The organism is Streptomyces sp. NPDC050704, from assembly GCF_040654355.1.
GTDB lineage: Bacteria > Actinomycetota > Actinomycetes > Streptomycetales > Streptomycetaceae > Streptomyces.
Genome location: NZ_JBFAHW010000008.1, coordinates 116,261 through 130,950 on the forward strand (window position 1 = coordinate 116,261; position 14,690 = coordinate 130,950).

Genomic DNA, 14,690 nt, shown 5'->3' on the forward strand with positions numbered 1-14,690 from the left:
GGCTGGAACCTCCGCCCACCACGGATTCCCGGACCACCGCACATCCGACGACTGGAGACGGGACTTGAGACGCAGACATCTGTCCGTACTGGCCGCCGTGACCGTGCTACTGACCTCCCCGGCGCAGGGGCAGGAGCAGGAGGCGCAGTCCGGCCACACCTACCATGTCGCCCTCCAGGGCAGCGACCGCGCACGCGGCACGCAGGCGAGTCCTCTGCGCACCATCGGAGCCTGCCTCGAACGCGTCCGCCCCGGCGACACCTGCCTGGTCCACCGCGGCACCTACCGCGAACAGCTGACCCCTCCCTCCGGCACCAAGGGCGCCCCGATCACGATCGCCGCGTACGGCGACGGCCCGGTGACCGTCGACGGGACCGAGAGGGTGACCGGCTGGAAGGACGCGGGCGGCGGACTGGTCGCCGCCGACACCGATCTGCCGCCCGACCCCGACTTCAACGCGGTGTTCCTGGACAACGCCCGTGCGGCGGAAGGCCGGTGGCCAGACTCCGGTGCCGATCCGCTGAACATCACCTGGGCCGAGGCCGACAGCACCTCCACCGATCAGCGCATCGACGACACCGACCTGCCCGATGCCGACTGGAGCGGCGCCACCGTGCACCTGTGGGCGGGCTCCAACCCCTGGGCCCAGCAGACCGGCACGGTCACGACCGCCTCGCCGGGCGAACTCGACTTCAAGGGCGGCAACTACCGCTGCCCGCCGCTGTGCATGGGCAACCAGAACTACCGCAACTACTACCTCGTCGGATCGAAGGCCGCGCTCGACCAGCCGGGGGAGTGGTACTACGACAAGACCGCGCACCGGCTGTACATGGTTCCCCCGAAGGGCGGCATCGCCGGCCACACGGTGACCGCCAAGCACCGGCTGTGGGGCGTCGACCTGGGCGACAGCTCGTACGTCACCGTGCGCGGCCTGAACCTGTGGGGAACCTCCCTGCGAACGGGCCAGTCCAGTAAGGGAGTTGTGGTCGACCGACTACGGGCCACCTACATCTCCGAGTTCTCCACCCTGCCGATGCCGTCGGACAGCGAGCTCGCGATCGAGCCGTTCGAGGGTCACATCGTCGCCTCCCGCATCCTCGACTCCGGTGTGCAGCTTCTCGGCACCGGCAACACCCTCGAAAACAGCGAGATCGCGCAGTCGGCCGGCAACGGTGTCCTGGTCCGGGGCATCGGCAACACCGTCACCAACAACTACATCCACGACGTCGGCTGGATGGGCAGTTACACCCCCGGCATCGAGATCAACGGCAACGGCCACACGGTCACCCACAACACGGTCCGGCGCACCGGACGGGCGGCCATCGACACCGCCTGGCAGCTCAACGGCACCGAGTTCCACGACAACCGCATCGCCTACAACGACATCTCCGAGGCGATGCGCACCTCCCGCGACGGCTCACCCTTCTACGTCTGCTGCAGCCTGAACGGCTCCGGCACCTCCATCGACCACAACACCGCGCACGACGCCGACGGGCAGAACGGCTACTACGTCGACAACTACTCCGGTCACTTCCGGCTGCACCACAACGTCGCCTGGAACACCGGAAGCCGGGGCGTCTACTTCAACGGACACACCGGCCCCAGCATCGCCAACGAGGACCACAACTCCAGTTACGGAGTGGGCATCGACGTCGTCTCGGTCGCCATCGGCGGCGCGACGGACGCGTCCGGCTCCTACCTCAGCAACATCATCGGACCCAGGCTGGTCACCGCGACACCGGTCGGGAACCCGCTGCCGATCGTCCGCTCCAACCTGATCAGCGAGAAACCCGGCTACACGGACGCCGTCAACGGCGAGCTGTGGCTGACGCCCGGATCACCCGCCATCGACGCGGGCGAGGTGGTCGACGGCATCACCACCGACGTCCGGGGCACGGCTCCGGACCAGGGCGCCTACGAGCACGGCGCACCCATCTGGTCGGCCGGCTGCGATCTTCCCGGCTGCCGGCAGCGGGTGCGGCACGGCGACTGGACCGCCACCGCGAGCGACGGCACGAACGCCTCCGCGACCGTCGACGGCGACATCAACACCCGCTGGACGGGCGCCGCCCCGCAGGCCGCCGGCCAGTCCCTGACCGTCGACCTCGGCGAGAGCAAGACCTTCGATCGGCTCTCCCTGGACGCCGGCCGCGACACCCGGAGCCAGCCGTACGGCTTCACGGTCTCCGTCAGCCGCGACGGCACGCAGTGGAGCGAACCGCTCGCCCGGGTCTCCGGCCGCTCCTACACCCAGGACGCGGTGTTCCCCCGGCAGACGACCGCCCGCCATGTGCGGATCACGCTCACCGAGAGCGGGCCCACGCCCTGGGCGGTCAACGACATCCGCCTGTACGGCGACGGGCCCGACGCCGCCTCGACGCTCCAGGCCGAAAAGGCCACGGCCGTGCGAGGCGTGGAACGCGGCACGGCGGCCACCGGAGTCCTCGACTCCGGCGACTGGGTGGCCTTCCGCAAGGCGAACATCCGCGGAAAGAACCTCACCGTACGCCTCGACCCCACCTGTGCACGGGGCTGCTCGCTCCAACTGCGCCTGGACGCACCCGACGGCCCGGTGGCCGCGGTGATGCCCGTCGCGGGCACAGGGGAATGGCAGGAAAAGTCCATGACCCTCAAGCACGAGATCAACGCCACGCGTGACCTCTACCTCGTGGCGAAGGGCACGGGCGAAGTCGCCGCCCTCGACTGGCTGACGATCCGGCCCTGACACACGACGACCGGTGCCGGGCGGCGGGGCGCGACACCCCGCCGCCCGGCACCGCCCCGGACCGGTCCGGGGGACATCCCAGAGTGCGGACCCGGTGTTGACACGTACGGGACCGCTCGGTCAAGATCCGGAACCATGCAGCACCGCAGTGGCCTGAGGGTCACCCTTGTGGAGCGCCGCCACGTCGACCTGGTCCGTGTCGCGAGCGCGATCTGTCGCTGCGCAGCCTGAGCCTCTTCACCCTCACCGTTCTTCCTCTTTCTTCCGTGGGTACGTGACGCGTCGGTGCGCCGTGCCCCGCTCAGGAGCGCACCCATGTCCCCGTCGTTCTCGTCCCACTCGAAGCTGTCCCGGCGCGCCTTCGGAGGCGCTGTCGGCGCCGGTGCCGCGGCGGCCGCCGTCGGGCTTCCGGCCGGCGCAGCGGGCGCCGCCGAGCCGCACCGGTCCACGTACGAGCGGCCGTTCAGCGCGGTCCCGCACCGGAGGGCCAAGCGGCCCAACATCCTCTTCATCCTCGGGGACGACCTCGGCTGGGCCGATCTCTCCTCGTACGGCGCCCCGCACATCAAGACCCCCCATCTGGACCGGCTGGCCCGCCAGGGCGTGCGGTTCACCGATGCCTACGCCGGATCCGCGACCTGCTCGCCCACCCGCTTCAGCCTCTACACGGGGCGCTTTCCCGGCCGGACGAAGGGCGGGCTCGCCGAGCCGATCGCCGACACCTCCGTCGGACTCGACCCGACGCACCCCACGCTCGCCTCGCTGCTGCGCGACGCCGGCTACGCGACCGCACTGATCGGCAAGTGGCACTGCGGCTACCTGCCGGACTACTCGCCCACCAGATCCGGCTGGGACGAGTTCTTCGGGAACTTCGGCGGCGCCCTGGAGTACTACTCGAAACTGGGATCCGACGGGAAGTACGACCTCTACCAGGGGCAGGCACGGGAAGGCGACGCCGAATACAAGGATCTGCGGTACTACACGCGGATCCTGACCGAGCGCGCCGACGAGTACATCCAGCGCGATCACGGCGACAGGCCGTGGCTGCTCAACCTCAACTTCACCACCCCGCACTGGCCGTGGATCGCGGACGGCGACGAGGAGGAGAGCGCCGAGATCGTACGCAGGATCAAGGCCGGGCAGCGCGCCGCGCTGTGGCATCAGGACGGCGGATCCGTGGCCAAGTACACGCAGATGGTGCAGGACCTGGACCGGTCGATCGGTGAGGTGCTCCTCGCGCTGAAGCGGTCGGGCCAGGAGCGGGACACCCTCGTGTTCTTCGCCTCCGACAACGGCGGTGAACGCTTCTCCTACAACTGGCCCCTGTCGGGCAACAAGGCATCCCTGCAGGAAGGCGGCATCCGCGTGCCGACCATCGTGCGGTGGCCGGCCCGGCTCGACGGCGGGCAGGTCAGCCACGAGCCCGTCTTCACTCCGGACTGGACGGCGACCCTTCTGGAGATCGGGGGCGCCCGCCCCGACCCCGCGTACCCGCTGGACGGCACCAGCTTGGCCGGCTACCTCCTGAAGGGCGAGGCGCTCGCGGAACGGGACCTGTTCTGGCGGGTGCGGGGAGAGCGCGCGCTGCGCCGCGGCGAGTGGAAGTACTACCAGGGCAAGGACGGCGTCGACCAGCTCGTCAACCTGGCACAGGACCAGCGGGAGCAGGCCGACCGGGCGCCGGACGAGCCGCGGCTGCTCGCCGAGCTGAAGGCCGCCTGGGAGAAGACCAACGAGCAGCTACTGCCGTACCCCGCCGCGTAGCCGAGCCTGCCCGAAGGGCGCGTCGGGGAGGGCCGCCACCCTTCTTGGCGATCTGGATCGCGGCGCTCTGTCCGATGCCGGAGCCGGCGCCTGTGACGATGGCGACCTTCAAGGTGTTCCTCCTGGGGGCAGCCGTGGGTGTGCCTGTGTGAGTCAGTGGGTGGGTAGGCACTGCTGTGCGGCGGAGTCCGGGCGCAGGACTCGGGTGAGCCAGTCGGCGCGGGTGCGGCGGGCCGTGGCCGAGATGTGCGCCTGTGGATACAGCGCGTCGAATCCGTGGAAGCCGCCTGCCCAGACGTGGAGTTCGGCCTGGCCGCCTGCCGCCCAGATACGGGTGGCGTACTCGGCGTTCTCGTCGCGGAAGACCTCGGCCGAGCCGGTGTCGACGTAGGTGGTCGGCAGGCCCGAGAGGTCGTCGGCCAGCGCGGGTGAGACGTATGCGGATACCTCGTCGTCGGTGAGGTCACCCAGGACACAGCGCCATCCGAACTCGTTCATCTCGCGGGTCCAGACGCCGGGCCCGTCGGAGTACTGGCGGCTGGATGTGCTGGTGTTGCGGTGGTCGAGCATGGGGCAGATCAGCATCTGCGCGGCAATCGCCGGGGTGCCGAGGTCGCGGGCCAGCAGGGTGACGCCGGCGGCGAGGCCGGCGCCCGCGCTGGCGCCCGCGACGACGATCCGGGCGGGATCGATGCCCAGTTCGACGGCGTGCTCGACGACCCAGAGCAGTCCCCGGTAGCAGTCGTTGACCAGAGCGGCGCCGGTGGCCTCCGGTGCGAGCCGGTAGTCCACGGAGACCACGACCGCGCCGAACGCGTCGAGCCACTCCAGCGGGATGTCGATCTGCGAGAAGCGGTCGCCCATGACCATCCCGCCGCCGTGCATCCAGTAGACGCAGGGCGCGGCGGTGGTGCGTTCGGTGTGCGCGGGGCTGAAAACCGACACAGGGATCGGGGTGCCGTCCTCGGCGGGCACGGTGACCTCGCGCCGATCGACGTGCCGGTGGGCGAGGAGGGGCTCGACGGGCGTCGACGGGAGCCGGCGCAGTTGCGCGAGGACTTCCGGGTCGAGCCGGGACATGAGGGGCATGTCGGCCAGCAGCTGGCGCAGTTGGGGGTCCAGGCCGGGTCGTGCCATGGTCATGGTCGCTGCCTTTCGTGGGGGTGGAGCGGGTGGTGTGAGGGGTGCCGGGCGTGAGGCGATCGGCGGGTCAGAAGGCGGCCTTGCCGCGGACCGGCACGTAGTCGGTGTACTCGGACTCCTTGGCCAGCAGCCCGTCGATCTGCGCCACGATGGCCTGGGCGGCCTCGCCGGCGAAGATCCTGTGGTGGTCCTCCTCGCTGGTCCAGCCCTCGGTGACGTGGACGACGTCGGGGTCGGACGCGGAACGGGAGACGAGGTAGACGACGCAGTGTTCGCCGGCGCCGGGGCTGCCCTCGTCGAGGCCGGTCAGTAGCAGGTCGACCAGCCGGTCGCCCATTCCGGGCCTGGCGGTCAGGGTGGCGTTGAAGCCGTACTCGGCAATCATGGAGGCCTTCTTCCGCGTTGATGGAGTGAGGTGATTCCATTGAACTGCGTTGACCTGCGGAAATGTTAGAACGATGCTCGCTGCCGCTTGCACAATCCTCGCGACTGCGGGAGCACGGGCATCGAAGGGTGCTGCAATGGACGCATGTACCTCGAAGAACTGCGCACGCTGCTGGCCCGGCATGCCCGCCCCGACTGGACCACGGCCCTCGACGGCGTCCTGATCTCGAAGGTCGACCGGTCGGATCCGCCGGCGCCCTCCATGTCCGGGGCGGTGCTCGCGGTCATCGCCCAGGGCGCCAAACGCCTCGCGCTGGGCGAGAGGGTCTACGAGTACGGCGCCGGGCAGTACCTGGTGGCGTCCGTCGACCTGCCCGTCACCGGGCAGTTCACCCAGGCCGACCCCGAGCAGCCGGCGCTGGGCTTCGGCCTCACGCTGGAACCGCCCGCCGTCGCCGAATTGTTGCTGCAGGCCGGGCCCGGAGACACTCCCCGCATCGGTGGAGGCGCGCCGTCGGGGATCGCCGTGAGCGACGCACCGGCCGCACTGCTCGACGCGGTGGTGCGGCTGCTGCGCCTGCTCGACGAATCCCGCGACCGGGCCGTACTGGCCCCGCTGGTCAAACGCGAGATCCTGTGGCGCGTGATCACCGGCGAGCAGGGGGCGACGGTTCGCCAGCTCGGCCTCGCCGACAGCGGCCTCAGCCATATCTCCCGGGCCGTGCGGTGGATCCGCGAACACTACGCCGAGCCCTTCCGGGTCGAGGATGTGGCACGCCTGTCCGGCATGAGCGTGTCCGCCTTCTACCGCAACTTCCAGGCAGTGACCGCGATGAGCCCCATCCAGTTCCAGAAGCAGATCCGGCTGCAGGAGGCCCGACTGCTGCTCGCCACCCACCCGGGCGACGTCACCGGGGTCGGCCACCGCGTCGGCTATGACAATGCGTCACAGTTCAGCCGGGAGTACCGCCGCCAGTTCGGTGCACCGCCCAGCCAGGACGCCGCCCGTCTGCGGCACGGCGTGCGGACCCCCGCGGGCGTCCTTCCCTGAGCCGCCGACCGGCAAGCGGTGCGCTGAGAAGGCCCACCGATGAGAGGACCCGTCCCTCGTGGTCATCGACACGCAGTCAGTGCACGCGGTCGCGGGTGTCCCGCAGACCACGACCGGCCTGGACGCGAACAAAAGGACTCCGGGCCCGCAAGCGGGGGACTGGCCGTCGACATGCTGCGCCTGATCATCGGCGTCGTCGTGCCGGCTGCCTCGGCCCACGACAACGCCGCCGGCCGGGCCCCGCCGATCACGGCAAGGGCTTCGTTCCGCAACCGAAGAGATGGGTGGTGGAGCAGGTCAACGGCACGTTGATGTTGCACCGGCGTCTGGCCCACGAGCACGACCACCGGCCCGACAATGCCGCCTTGCCCGTCTGCTGGGCGTCCACCGCGAACATGGCCCGCCGCCTCACGACGCCTGCACCAGCTTGGCGCGATGACTTCGTGGCGGCGCGTGAACGTCATCGAACTCCTGGCAGATCTCCAGGCCCGGCAGGCCGAGGCCGCCACCCGGGCCGGCGAACCGCGCGACCAGATCGAGCACCTGAACGCCGGCCTGTCCGAGACCGATGCGCGTCTGGCGGAACTCGTCACGCCCCGCAAGGTCATCGCGAAACTCGCCCCGATCGGGACCGAACCCGAACCGCCTGAGTTGACCACCGCCTACCAGGTCATCGTGAACGCCTTCAACACCCACCCCGATCAGGCGTTCCGGGTCTGTGATCTACGCGAACTCCTCGGCATGCGCACCGACGCCCCGGCCGTGAACGTCACCCGCAGCCGCCTTGGACGCCCCATCCGGCAAGGCTTCCTCACTCACCCCGGACGCGGTCTCTACCGGAAACGGACTTAACGTCGCACTTCGCGGGCTGGACTCGGCACAGCCGACGGCCGCCACTCTCGCCTGATCAACCCGAACACCCACGAGTCGGATACCTCGCCGTTCACCACGCAGTCTTCCCGCAACGTCCCTTCACGCGCGAATCCGATCTTCTCCAGAACCCGGGCAGATGCCACGTTGCGCGTATCGGTCTCGGCCTGAACCCGATTGAGGTCCAGTGTGTCGAATGCCCACTGCAGCACGGCGTGCGCGGCCTCCGTCGCATAGCCGTGGCCCCACATCGCATCGTCGAGGACATAGCCCAACGACGCGCTGCGGTAGTCCGGGTTCCATCCGGTCAGACCGCACCAGCCGACGAAGGCCCCATCAGAAGCACGGTCGATGGCCACCCGCGCCCCGGTGCCTTCGTCCGCCATCGTCCGGCACATCGCGATGAAGCGCTCGGCGCGGGCCCGTTCGGTCCACGGCGGGGAGTCCCAGTAGCGCATCACGTAGGTGTTGCTGTGCAGCGCGAAGAGGGGGTCCGCGTCGGCGTCGGTGAAGGCGCGCAGTCGCAGGCGAGCGGTGTGCAGCGTAGGGGTGGCCAAGGTCATGCGCACCATCTTGTGTCCCCACGGGGCGGGCGGAACACCGAATATCCGGTCCTGGTCCGGCCCTCACGACCAAGGCGCCGCCTACCAGACGGACTTGACGACCTCTCAGGTCTCCACGAGCCACGCGGAGATCGTTCCACGACCTTGATCAACATTTTGAGCATGTCCTAATGCCGGACGCGGACGACGAGTTTGCCGGTGGCGCGGTCGTGCTCCATGTCGTCGTGGGCCTGCGGCACTTGCTCCAGGCCGTCGTAGACGCGGTCCACGGGGAAGGCCAGCCGGCCGGCCGCGACGGCGTCGAGGATCTCCTGGAGGGCTTCCCTGGGCAGGTCGGCGGCGTCGCCGAAGTAGCCGGACAGGCGGACGCCCTTCGGCAGGTACTCGTTCGGGGAGAAGTCCCGCACCGTCCACTGGTTGGAGAGGCTGCCACCGAAGCAGACCGTTCCGTGCACGCGCACCGCGCGCAAGGTGTCGGGCAGGGTCGGCGTGCCGACGAGATCGAGGGCGGCGTCGACGCCGTCCGGGTACAGCTCGCGCACGGCGGGCGCGAGCTCGCCGGTGTCGAGCAGAGGGTGGTCGACACCGTGCTCCTTCAGCAGCGGGATGCGGTCGGCCCGCCGGGTGGTGGACAGCACCGTGGCGCCACGCCAGGTGGCCAGCGCGGCGGCTGCCAGGCCCACCGAGGAGGTGCCGCCACGGATCAGTACGGACTGACCGTGCTTCAGGTCCAGGCCGATGGTGAGCGAGCCGTAAGCGGTCTGCACCATCTCCGGCAGGGCGCCCAGCACATCCCACGGCAGGTCGGTGTCGACGGGGATGACCTGGGACAGCGGCACCGACGTGTACTCGGCGTAGCCGCCGTCGAAGGTGCGCCCCATGTCCCCCATCATCGCGACGACCTTCTGACCGGGAGCCAGCCCGCTGCCGACCGGGGCCGCGTCGACGGTGCCGGCGGCCTCGATACCCGGCACCCGGGGAAAACTGACGCCCACGCTCACACCGAGCCGAAGCTTCAGCTCCGAGCGGTTGAGGCCGAACGCCTCGACGCGGATGCGTACCCAGCCGTCCCTCTCGGGCGGGAGCGGGAGCGTGGTCAGCCGCAGGTTGTCCACGGGGCCGGGGGCGGAGAGCCGGACGGCGCGCATAGTGGTCGGCGAGGACGTCATGGCCTGCCTTCTTCCCGGGGGAGGAGAGTCGGTCAGCGGTGGTCAACATGCAGCCGCTGCGGCTGCATTCCCGACTCGCCCCGGTTTTCCGTCTGTTGAGATTCACCACCGACCAAGTCCTTGCCGGCCGTCCCTACTCCTCGCGCCGCATCCGCGCCTATCTGCGACGCCGGGCCGGACCCCGTAAACCATGCCGGAAAGGCACGACCAGGCCGGGCACCGGCTGCACCGCGGTTCCACCGGCGGACGCCCACCGGACCCCGCCCACCGGACCCGGCGTTTGTCGGCTTCGGTGGCGTACCGCAGCAGGCGACTGCTCTCAGGATGACTCTCCGTAGCGGGTGGCGATCGCGGCGGCGCGGTTGCGCAGGGAGGTGCGCAGCCACTGCGGGGCCAGGGCTTCCGCGTTCGTGGCGAGCTGCCACAGTGCCCATTCGGCATGTCTCGGATCTTGGAAGGTCACCTCCAGCCGCAGCAGGCCGTCAGCGTCGGTTTCCTCGGCGAGGACGGCCAGCGCGGTGCCCACCAGGTCCTCGCGCCGTGCCGGGTTCACCCGTACCAGCACGGTGACTTGGTCACCGCCGGTCCGAAACCGTGTGCTGCGTTCCTGCCAGGCCCGGTCCAGATCGACCTGGTCCGGTCGCTGTGCCGGTTCGGCCAGTTCCTCGGCGGCCAGGATGCGGGACAGCCGGTAGGTGCGGTCCGCGCCGGACCGCGTGGCCAGCAGGTAGCCCTGGTGGCGCACGGTGACCAGGCCGATCGGGTCCACCGTGCGCCACTTCGGGGTCCGGTCCACCGCCGCGTAGTGGATGCGCAGCTTGTGTCCGGAGAACACCGCGCGCCGGACCTCGGCCACGACGGTGTCGGGCACCTCCTCGGCAACCGGCCGACGCGCGAGGAGGTCGGTCTGCGGGTCGATGAGCAGTCGCTGAGCCGCGCCGGCCGCGGTGGCCCGATAGCTTTCGGGCAGCGCGTCGACCACCTTGCGCATAGCCGAGGCGAGTGCCGCCCCGAGTCCGAATACCTGCGCGCCGCGCCGCGATCCGGCGACCAGCAGGGCGAGTGCCTCGTCGTGGTTCAGTCCGGTGAGCTCGGTCTGGAAACCGGGCAGCAACGCGAAACCGCCGTGCCGACCGCGTTCGGCGTAGACCGGGACGCCGGCTGCGGACAGCGCCTCGATGTCGCGCAGCACGGTGCGGGTGGACACCTCCAGCTCGCGGGCCAGCGCGGTCGCGGACAGCCGACCGTGCTGCCGCAGCAGCAGTACCAGCGATACCAACCGGTCGGCGCGCATACGAAAACTCTACCGGTATACGTGACATGGGATGTCGTGTATTGGTTGGGAGGCTTACCGGCGTGACAAAGCCCCATCGCATACGAGAGGTGAGCTACATGGCACACGCCATTGTCAATCCGGACGGTTTGCACGACCCGGTCCCGTTCGGCTACAGCCACACCGCCATCGTCCCCGCAGGTACGGAACTGGTGATTGTCGCGGGCCAGTACGGATCGGGCCCGGACGGGGCGGTTGTCTCGACCGACTTCGCCGAGCAGGTGAAGCAGACCTTCCACAACATCGGCGTCGCTCTTGCCGCCCATGGGCTCGACCTCAGCCACGTCGTCCAGCTCAGGACGTATGTGGTGAACCATGACGTCAGCAAGCTTGGGCCGATCGCCGGGGCCGTGCAGGAGGGCTGGGGCACGAGACCGCCCACGCAAACCCTCATCGGTGTCGCGAGCCTGGCTGCGCCTGACGTGCTGTTCGAGGTCGAGGCCGTCGCCGCCCGCCCCTGACTCACCGCCTCCCGCGTCCGGGCAACATGTCGCTCAGGCAAGGGCCGTCTCGTAGGCGAGCGCACGCGGCTCGCCTACGGGGCGTCGAGGAGGCGTGCGTGACCTTCGGCCGGGCAGCGGACCACAGGGAAGGCGTCGCCTCCACCCGTATCCGCAAGGCCGTGCGGAACATGCGCCGCGGCCTCAGCCTCCACCAGGCCCGCGGCCCTCGGCCTGCGCTGCGCCGCCGAGTTCGTTGATCGCGCCACCGGCTTCCGTACCCGTGCCTGACCGGGCGTCGGCTCCGCCACGTCGTCCGCCGCGTCCCCAACCTCGCGGGGCAATCCACCTGGAGCCCGAACGGGCCCGCGTCGCCCGGCGTGCGGGTGCCCGGCATCGCGGCGCCGCCCTTGACGGCCCGGGGGACTTCGCGCCGTGCTGCTTGGCGCATGCGGCGATGGCGCGTTGGCCGGGGGCGCGCGATCCTGGGCTATCGACGGCGGCAGCTACGACAGTTGCGAGGGCGGGCGTTGAGACGGCGGGCCGCACCGGACACACAAGGGGGAGCCATTTCATGTCGCGCGCGAAGAGTGACCAGCCTGCTGCGGGTCGGCGGTGGCTGCCCGCGACCCGGCGCGGGCGCCTGACCGTCCTTGCTGTCGCGGTGGCGGCCGTGGCAGGAGGAACTTTCGCCGGCGTCGCCACGGCCAACGGCGGCCACGAGGGGCCGTCGGCAGTCGCGGCCAACATGTCAGAGGCCTTCCCGACGTTGACCGCGTCCGACTGGGTCACCCACGGCGACCACGCCGTCGTGATCGAGATGGTGCCCGGCAGCGAACGCAGGGGTGCCGTGCCGGAGGACGAGAAGGACAACGGCGAAGGGCACATCCCGCGCACCGCGACGCTGAAGGTCGATCAGGTGCTGTGGTCCAAGCCCGGTGCCGAGGCCGCGCCGGAGACCTACCCGGCCGAGCTGTTGGGCTGGTGGTGGGAGGGCAGCGGTGAGCGGGAGTTCGCCTGGCAGGGCGAGCCCCGCTACGAGGAGGGCCACAAGTACATCGCCTTGCTGGTGAAGGGCGATGACGGCAAGTGGGGCACCACCATGCACGCGATGCCCTACGACGACGGGACGGTCGGCACCGGCGAGAGCGCCGGGCGAACTGGCACCGGCGAGAGTGCCGGCGCACTTGCGGGCCTGGAGAAGGAAGCCCACGGCAAGAACGCGACCGCGGTAAGGCAGCTCCTGGACACGGCCTTGCCGACGAAGTAGCCGCACACGGCTGATATCGGCCCTGCGACGGGAACACCGCGCCACCCACCGCAGGGCCGCCGCGGCTGCCGCCTCCCGGACCGGACTTCGTGGCGGTGCCGCCCGACGGCAGTCTGTGGCTGCTCGACGTCCGCCCAGGGAATCTGATCAAGGAACCGGACGCGCAGAAGTTCGTTGGCACCCTGCTGCCGCGTGGCCTGACGGCGGGGCCGGGGGAGTGATCCGGCGGGTGTGTTCGGGACGCGCAGAACGGCCGGAACACGGTCAACTGGCCCTGCGGAGCGGGATACTGGTGCTTCTCACGACGTGGCGACCAGGGGAGCGGATCGGTGAACTCTGCCGGAGAGACGGGCCGTTGGGGCGTGGGCGGCGACCGGGGCGGACGGCATGCGGTCGTCGTGGGCGGGAGCCTCGCGGGGCTGCTCGCGGCACACGTCCTCGCCGGGCATGCCGACCGGGTGACCGTCGTCGAACGCGACCGGTTTCCGGACGGCCTGAAGCCGCGGCCAGGGGTACCGCAGGGCCGGCATCCACATGTCCTGCTGGAGGGCGGGCAGATGGCCCTGGAGTCGCTGCTGCCGGGCCTCCCGGCGGAGCTGCGGGCGGCGGGGGCGCCGCGGGTGGGCATGCCGTCGGACCTGGTGCTGTGGCAGTCCGGGCGCTGGTTGCGGCGGCTGCCCGCGACGACGCACATCTACACCGGTTCCCGGGCGCAGCTCGAGGAGTTGGTGCGGCGGTGGGTTCTGGCCAACCCGGTGATCAGCGTGGTGGAGGGGTCTGATGCCGTCGGGCTCCTCGGTGACGCCTCGCGCGTACGGGGAGTGCTGTTGCGGGACCGCTCCGGCGACGCCCGCGAGGAGCAGCGGGCCCTTGAGGCCGACCTGGTCGTCGACGCCTCCGGCAGCGGCACGAAGGCCCCGCAGTGGCTGACGGCGATCGGGGCCGAGGCCGCGCACGAGGAGACCATCGACACCGGACTCGCGTACGCCTCGCGCGTCTACCGCGGCAGGCGCGGTGTCCTCGACGGCGACACCGTCGGCTACTTCGTCTACCCCGGCCCCGCCCAGGTCCACGGCGGCGGTGCGCTGCCGCTGGAGGACGGCACCCATCTGGTCATCGTGTCGGGGCTGCGCGGCGACGAACCGCCCACGGACGACGACGAGTTCGTCACGTACACCAAGAGGCTGCCGCATCCGCTCCTGCACCGGTGGCTGGACGAGGCGGAACCGCTCACGCCGGCGTTCGGCTACCGGCGGACCGCGAATGTCCGACGCCGCTACGATCTGCCCGGCCGCCGCCCGGCCGGATTCCTCGCCACCGGCGACGCCGTGTGCACCTTCAACCCGATCTACGGGCAGGGCATGGCCGTCGCCGCGATGAGCGCGGTCGCCCTGCGCGACGCACTGGCCGATCCGCGCCGGACCCCCACGACGCGGCACGTGCAGCGGGCACTCCTCGCGGCGTCCCGGCAGGCGTGGGACATCTCCGCCGGAGCGGACCGCAAGATGCCGGGCGCGGTCGGCAACGCGGTCGCCGTCGGGCCCGCGGACAGCGTCGCCGACTGGTATCTGCGGCGCGTGCAGGAGCGCTATGGCGGCGACGCCGTCGTGGGGCGCGCCTTCCGCTCGGTGCTGACCCTCTCCGCGCCTGTCACCGCTCTGTTCGCCCCGCCCGTGGCCCGGGCCGTCCTCTTCCGCCCGCCCGCGCCGACGCCCACCGAGCCGCCGGCGACACCGGAGGAACCGGGGGCCTGAGCGGGGCCGGCAGCCGACGGCGTCTTTCGGCCTGTCTTGGAACGATCTCCCACCAGGCGGCTGACAGAGCGCGGCCATCTCAGCCCATGCCACTGACATTACGGTCGGTGAGCCCTCCGCGGAAAGCGGACCAGAGCCCGTTGAGACGTACGCAGCCGACCGGCTGCCAGGGGCTCGTCACCCATGGAAGGCGATGGCGGCAAAGTAGACACGAGTACCAGTAA

Annotated in this window: 14 protein-coding genes and 2 pseudogenes; 11 read left to right on the forward strand and 5 right to left on the reverse strand. The window is 70.6% G+C overall.

The annotated features are described in order from the left end of the window. Window positions 1-64 precede the first annotated feature (64 nt). The 3 genes from AB0I18_RS06535 to AB0I18_RS06545 all read left to right on the forward strand — a co-directional run bounded on the left by AB0I18_RS06535 (window position 65) and on the right by AB0I18_RS06545 (window position 4,489). Entirely contained in the window at window positions 65-2,725 is a 2,661-nt protein-coding gene (locus tag AB0I18_RS06535; RefSeq protein WP_363104242.1) for a discoidin domain-containing protein, read from the forward strand. 135 nt (window positions 2,726-2,860) lie between these two features. Next, window positions 2,861-2,956, forward strand: a complete 96-nt coding sequence (locus tag AB0I18_RS06540) for a putative leader peptide (RefSeq protein ID WP_363104243.1) — start codon at window positions 2,861-2,863, stop codon at window positions 2,954-2,956. A gap of 84 nt (window positions 2,957-3,040) precedes the next feature. Further along, window positions 3,041-4,489 (forward strand): sulfatase-like hydrolase/transferase, encoded by a 1,449-nt coding sequence (locus AB0I18_RS06545; protein ID WP_363104244.1) that lies wholly within the window; start codon window positions 3,041-3,043, stop codon window positions 4,487-4,489. 153 nt (window positions 4,490-4,642) lie between these two features. Here AB0I18_RS06545 and AB0I18_RS06550 read toward each other — a convergent pair whose 3' ends face one another. Continuing rightward, complete coding sequence (locus AB0I18_RS06550) at window positions 4,643-5,632, reverse strand: alpha/beta hydrolase (protein WP_363104245.1); 990 nt, start codon at window positions 5,630-5,632, stop codon at window positions 4,643-4,645. Window positions 5,633-5,699: 67 nt separating this feature from the next. Further along, window positions 5,700-6,017: an antibiotic biosynthesis monooxygenase gene (locus tag AB0I18_RS06555; protein ID WP_363104246.1), complete on the reverse strand. Its 318-nt coding sequence runs from the start codon at window positions 6,015-6,017 to the stop codon at window positions 5,700-5,702. Window positions 6,018-6,161: 144 nt separating this feature from the next. On the opposite strand from AB0I18_RS06555, the gene AB0I18_RS06560 reads away from it, so the two are divergent. The 3 genes and pseudogenes from AB0I18_RS06560 (at window position 6,162) to AB0I18_RS06570 (ending at window position 7,919) form a co-directional block, all read left to right on the forward strand. After that, window positions 6,162-7,067 (forward strand): AraC family transcriptional regulator, encoded by a 906-nt coding sequence (locus AB0I18_RS06560; RefSeq protein WP_363104247.1) that lies wholly within the window; start codon window positions 6,162-6,164, stop codon window positions 7,065-7,067. A 25-nt stretch (window positions 7,068-7,092) separates the two neighbouring features. Further along, a pseudogene (locus AB0I18_RS06565) lies at window positions 7,093-7,507 on the forward strand (IS5/IS1182 family transposase); the annotation flags it as partial. Next, a complete protein-coding gene (locus tag AB0I18_RS06570; protein WP_363104248.1) occupies window positions 7,503-7,919 on the forward strand; it encodes a hypothetical protein in 417 nt (138 codons plus the stop codon). The pseudogene AB0I18_RS06565 and the gene AB0I18_RS06570, both read left to right, overlap by 5 nt. On the opposite strand, the gene AB0I18_RS06575 is transcribed toward AB0I18_RS06570, so the two are convergent. Both AB0I18_RS06575 and AB0I18_RS06580 read right to left on the reverse strand, forming a co-directional pair. Beyond that, window positions 7,916-8,500 (reverse strand): GNAT family protein, encoded by a 585-nt coding sequence (locus AB0I18_RS06575; protein ID WP_363104249.1) that lies wholly within the window; start codon window positions 8,498-8,500, stop codon window positions 7,916-7,918. The two genes, AB0I18_RS06570 and AB0I18_RS06575, sit on opposite strands and share 4 nt — an antisense overlap. 167 nt (window positions 8,501-8,667) lie before the next feature. Continuing rightward, a complete protein-coding gene (locus AB0I18_RS06580; RefSeq protein WP_363104250.1) occupies window positions 8,668-9,669 on the reverse strand; it encodes a zinc-binding dehydrogenase in 1,002 nt (333 codons plus the stop codon). Window positions 9,670-9,779: 110 nt separating this feature from the next. Between AB0I18_RS06580 and AB0I18_RS06585 the strand changes: the two are divergent. Continuing rightward, window positions 9,780-9,925: pseudogene (locus AB0I18_RS06585) on the forward strand (IS5/IS1182 family transposase); the annotation flags it as partial. A 63-nt stretch (window positions 9,926-9,988) separates the two neighbouring features. On the opposite strand, the gene AB0I18_RS06590 reads toward AB0I18_RS06585, so the two are convergent. Continuing rightward, the gene (locus AB0I18_RS06590; RefSeq protein WP_363104251.1) at window positions 9,989-10,963 is read right to left on the reverse strand and encodes a WYL domain-containing protein; all 975 of its coding nucleotides are present in this window, start codon (window positions 10,961-10,963) and stop codon (window positions 9,989-9,991) included. 98 nt (window positions 10,964-11,061) lie between these two features. Between AB0I18_RS06590 and AB0I18_RS06595 the strand changes: the two genes are divergently transcribed. From AB0I18_RS06595 to AB0I18_RS06610, 4 genes are all read left to right on the forward strand, one after another. Beyond that, entirely contained in the window at window positions 11,062-11,463 is a 402-nt protein-coding gene (locus AB0I18_RS06595; protein ID WP_363104252.1) for a RidA family protein, read from the forward strand. A gap of 553 nt (window positions 11,464-12,016) precedes the next feature. Continuing rightward, the gene (locus AB0I18_RS06600; protein WP_363104253.1) at window positions 12,017-12,712 is read left to right on the forward strand and encodes a hypothetical protein; all 696 of its coding nucleotides are present in this window, start codon (window positions 12,017-12,019) and stop codon (window positions 12,710-12,712) included. Window positions 12,713-12,801: 89 nt separating this feature from the next. Then, a complete protein-coding gene (locus tag AB0I18_RS06605) occupies window positions 12,802-12,933 on the forward strand; it encodes a hypothetical protein (RefSeq protein ID WP_363104254.1) in 132 nt (43 codons plus the stop codon). A gap of 177 nt (window positions 12,934-13,110) precedes the next feature. Further along, window positions 13,111-14,466, forward strand: a complete 1,356-nt coding sequence (locus AB0I18_RS06610) for an FAD-dependent monooxygenase (RefSeq protein WP_363104299.1) — start codon at window positions 13,111-13,113, stop codon at window positions 14,464-14,466. Window positions 14,467-14,690: the final 224 nt, after the last annotated feature.

Bases quoted from the DNA above. Each gene is read 5' to 3' on its own strand.
- AB0I18_RS06540 (WP_363104243.1), top strand. From the start codon at position 2,861: ATGCAGCACCGCAGTGGCCTGAGGGTCACCCTTGTGGAGCGCCGCCAC.
- AB0I18_RS06545 (WP_363104244.1), top strand. From the start codon at position 3,041: ATGTCCCCGTCGTTCTCGTCCCACTCGAAGCTGTCCCGGCGCGCCTTC.
- AB0I18_RS06550 (WP_363104245.1), bottom strand. From the start codon at position 5,632: ATGACCATGGCACGACCCGGCCTGGACCCCCAACTGCGCCAGCTGCTG.
- AB0I18_RS06555 (WP_363104246.1), bottom strand. From the start codon at position 6,017: ATGATTGCCGAGTACGGCTTCAACGCCACCCTGACCGCCAGGCCCGGA.
- AB0I18_RS06560 (WP_363104247.1), top strand. From the start codon at position 6,162: ATGTACCTCGAAGAACTGCGCACGCTGCTGGCCCGGCATGCCCGCCCC.
- AB0I18_RS06570 (WP_363104248.1), top strand. From the start codon at position 7,503: ATGACTTCGTGGCGGCGCGTGAACGTCATCGAACTCCTGGCAGATCTC.
- AB0I18_RS06575 (WP_363104249.1), bottom strand. From the start codon at position 8,500: ATGACCTTGGCCACCCCTACGCTGCACACCGCTCGCCTGCGACTGCGC.
- AB0I18_RS06580 (WP_363104250.1), bottom strand. From the start codon at position 9,669: ATGACGTCCTCGCCGACCACTATGCGCGCCGTCCGGCTCTCCGCCCCC.
- AB0I18_RS06590 (WP_363104251.1), bottom strand. From the start codon at position 10,963: ATGCGCGCCGACCGGTTGGTATCGCTGGTACTGCTGCTGCGGCAGCAC.
- AB0I18_RS06595 (WP_363104252.1), top strand. From the start codon at position 11,062: ATGGCACACGCCATTGTCAATCCGGACGGTTTGCACGACCCGGTCCCG.
- AB0I18_RS06600 (WP_363104253.1), top strand. From the start codon at position 12,017: ATGTCGCGCGCGAAGAGTGACCAGCCTGCTGCGGGTCGGCGGTGGCTG.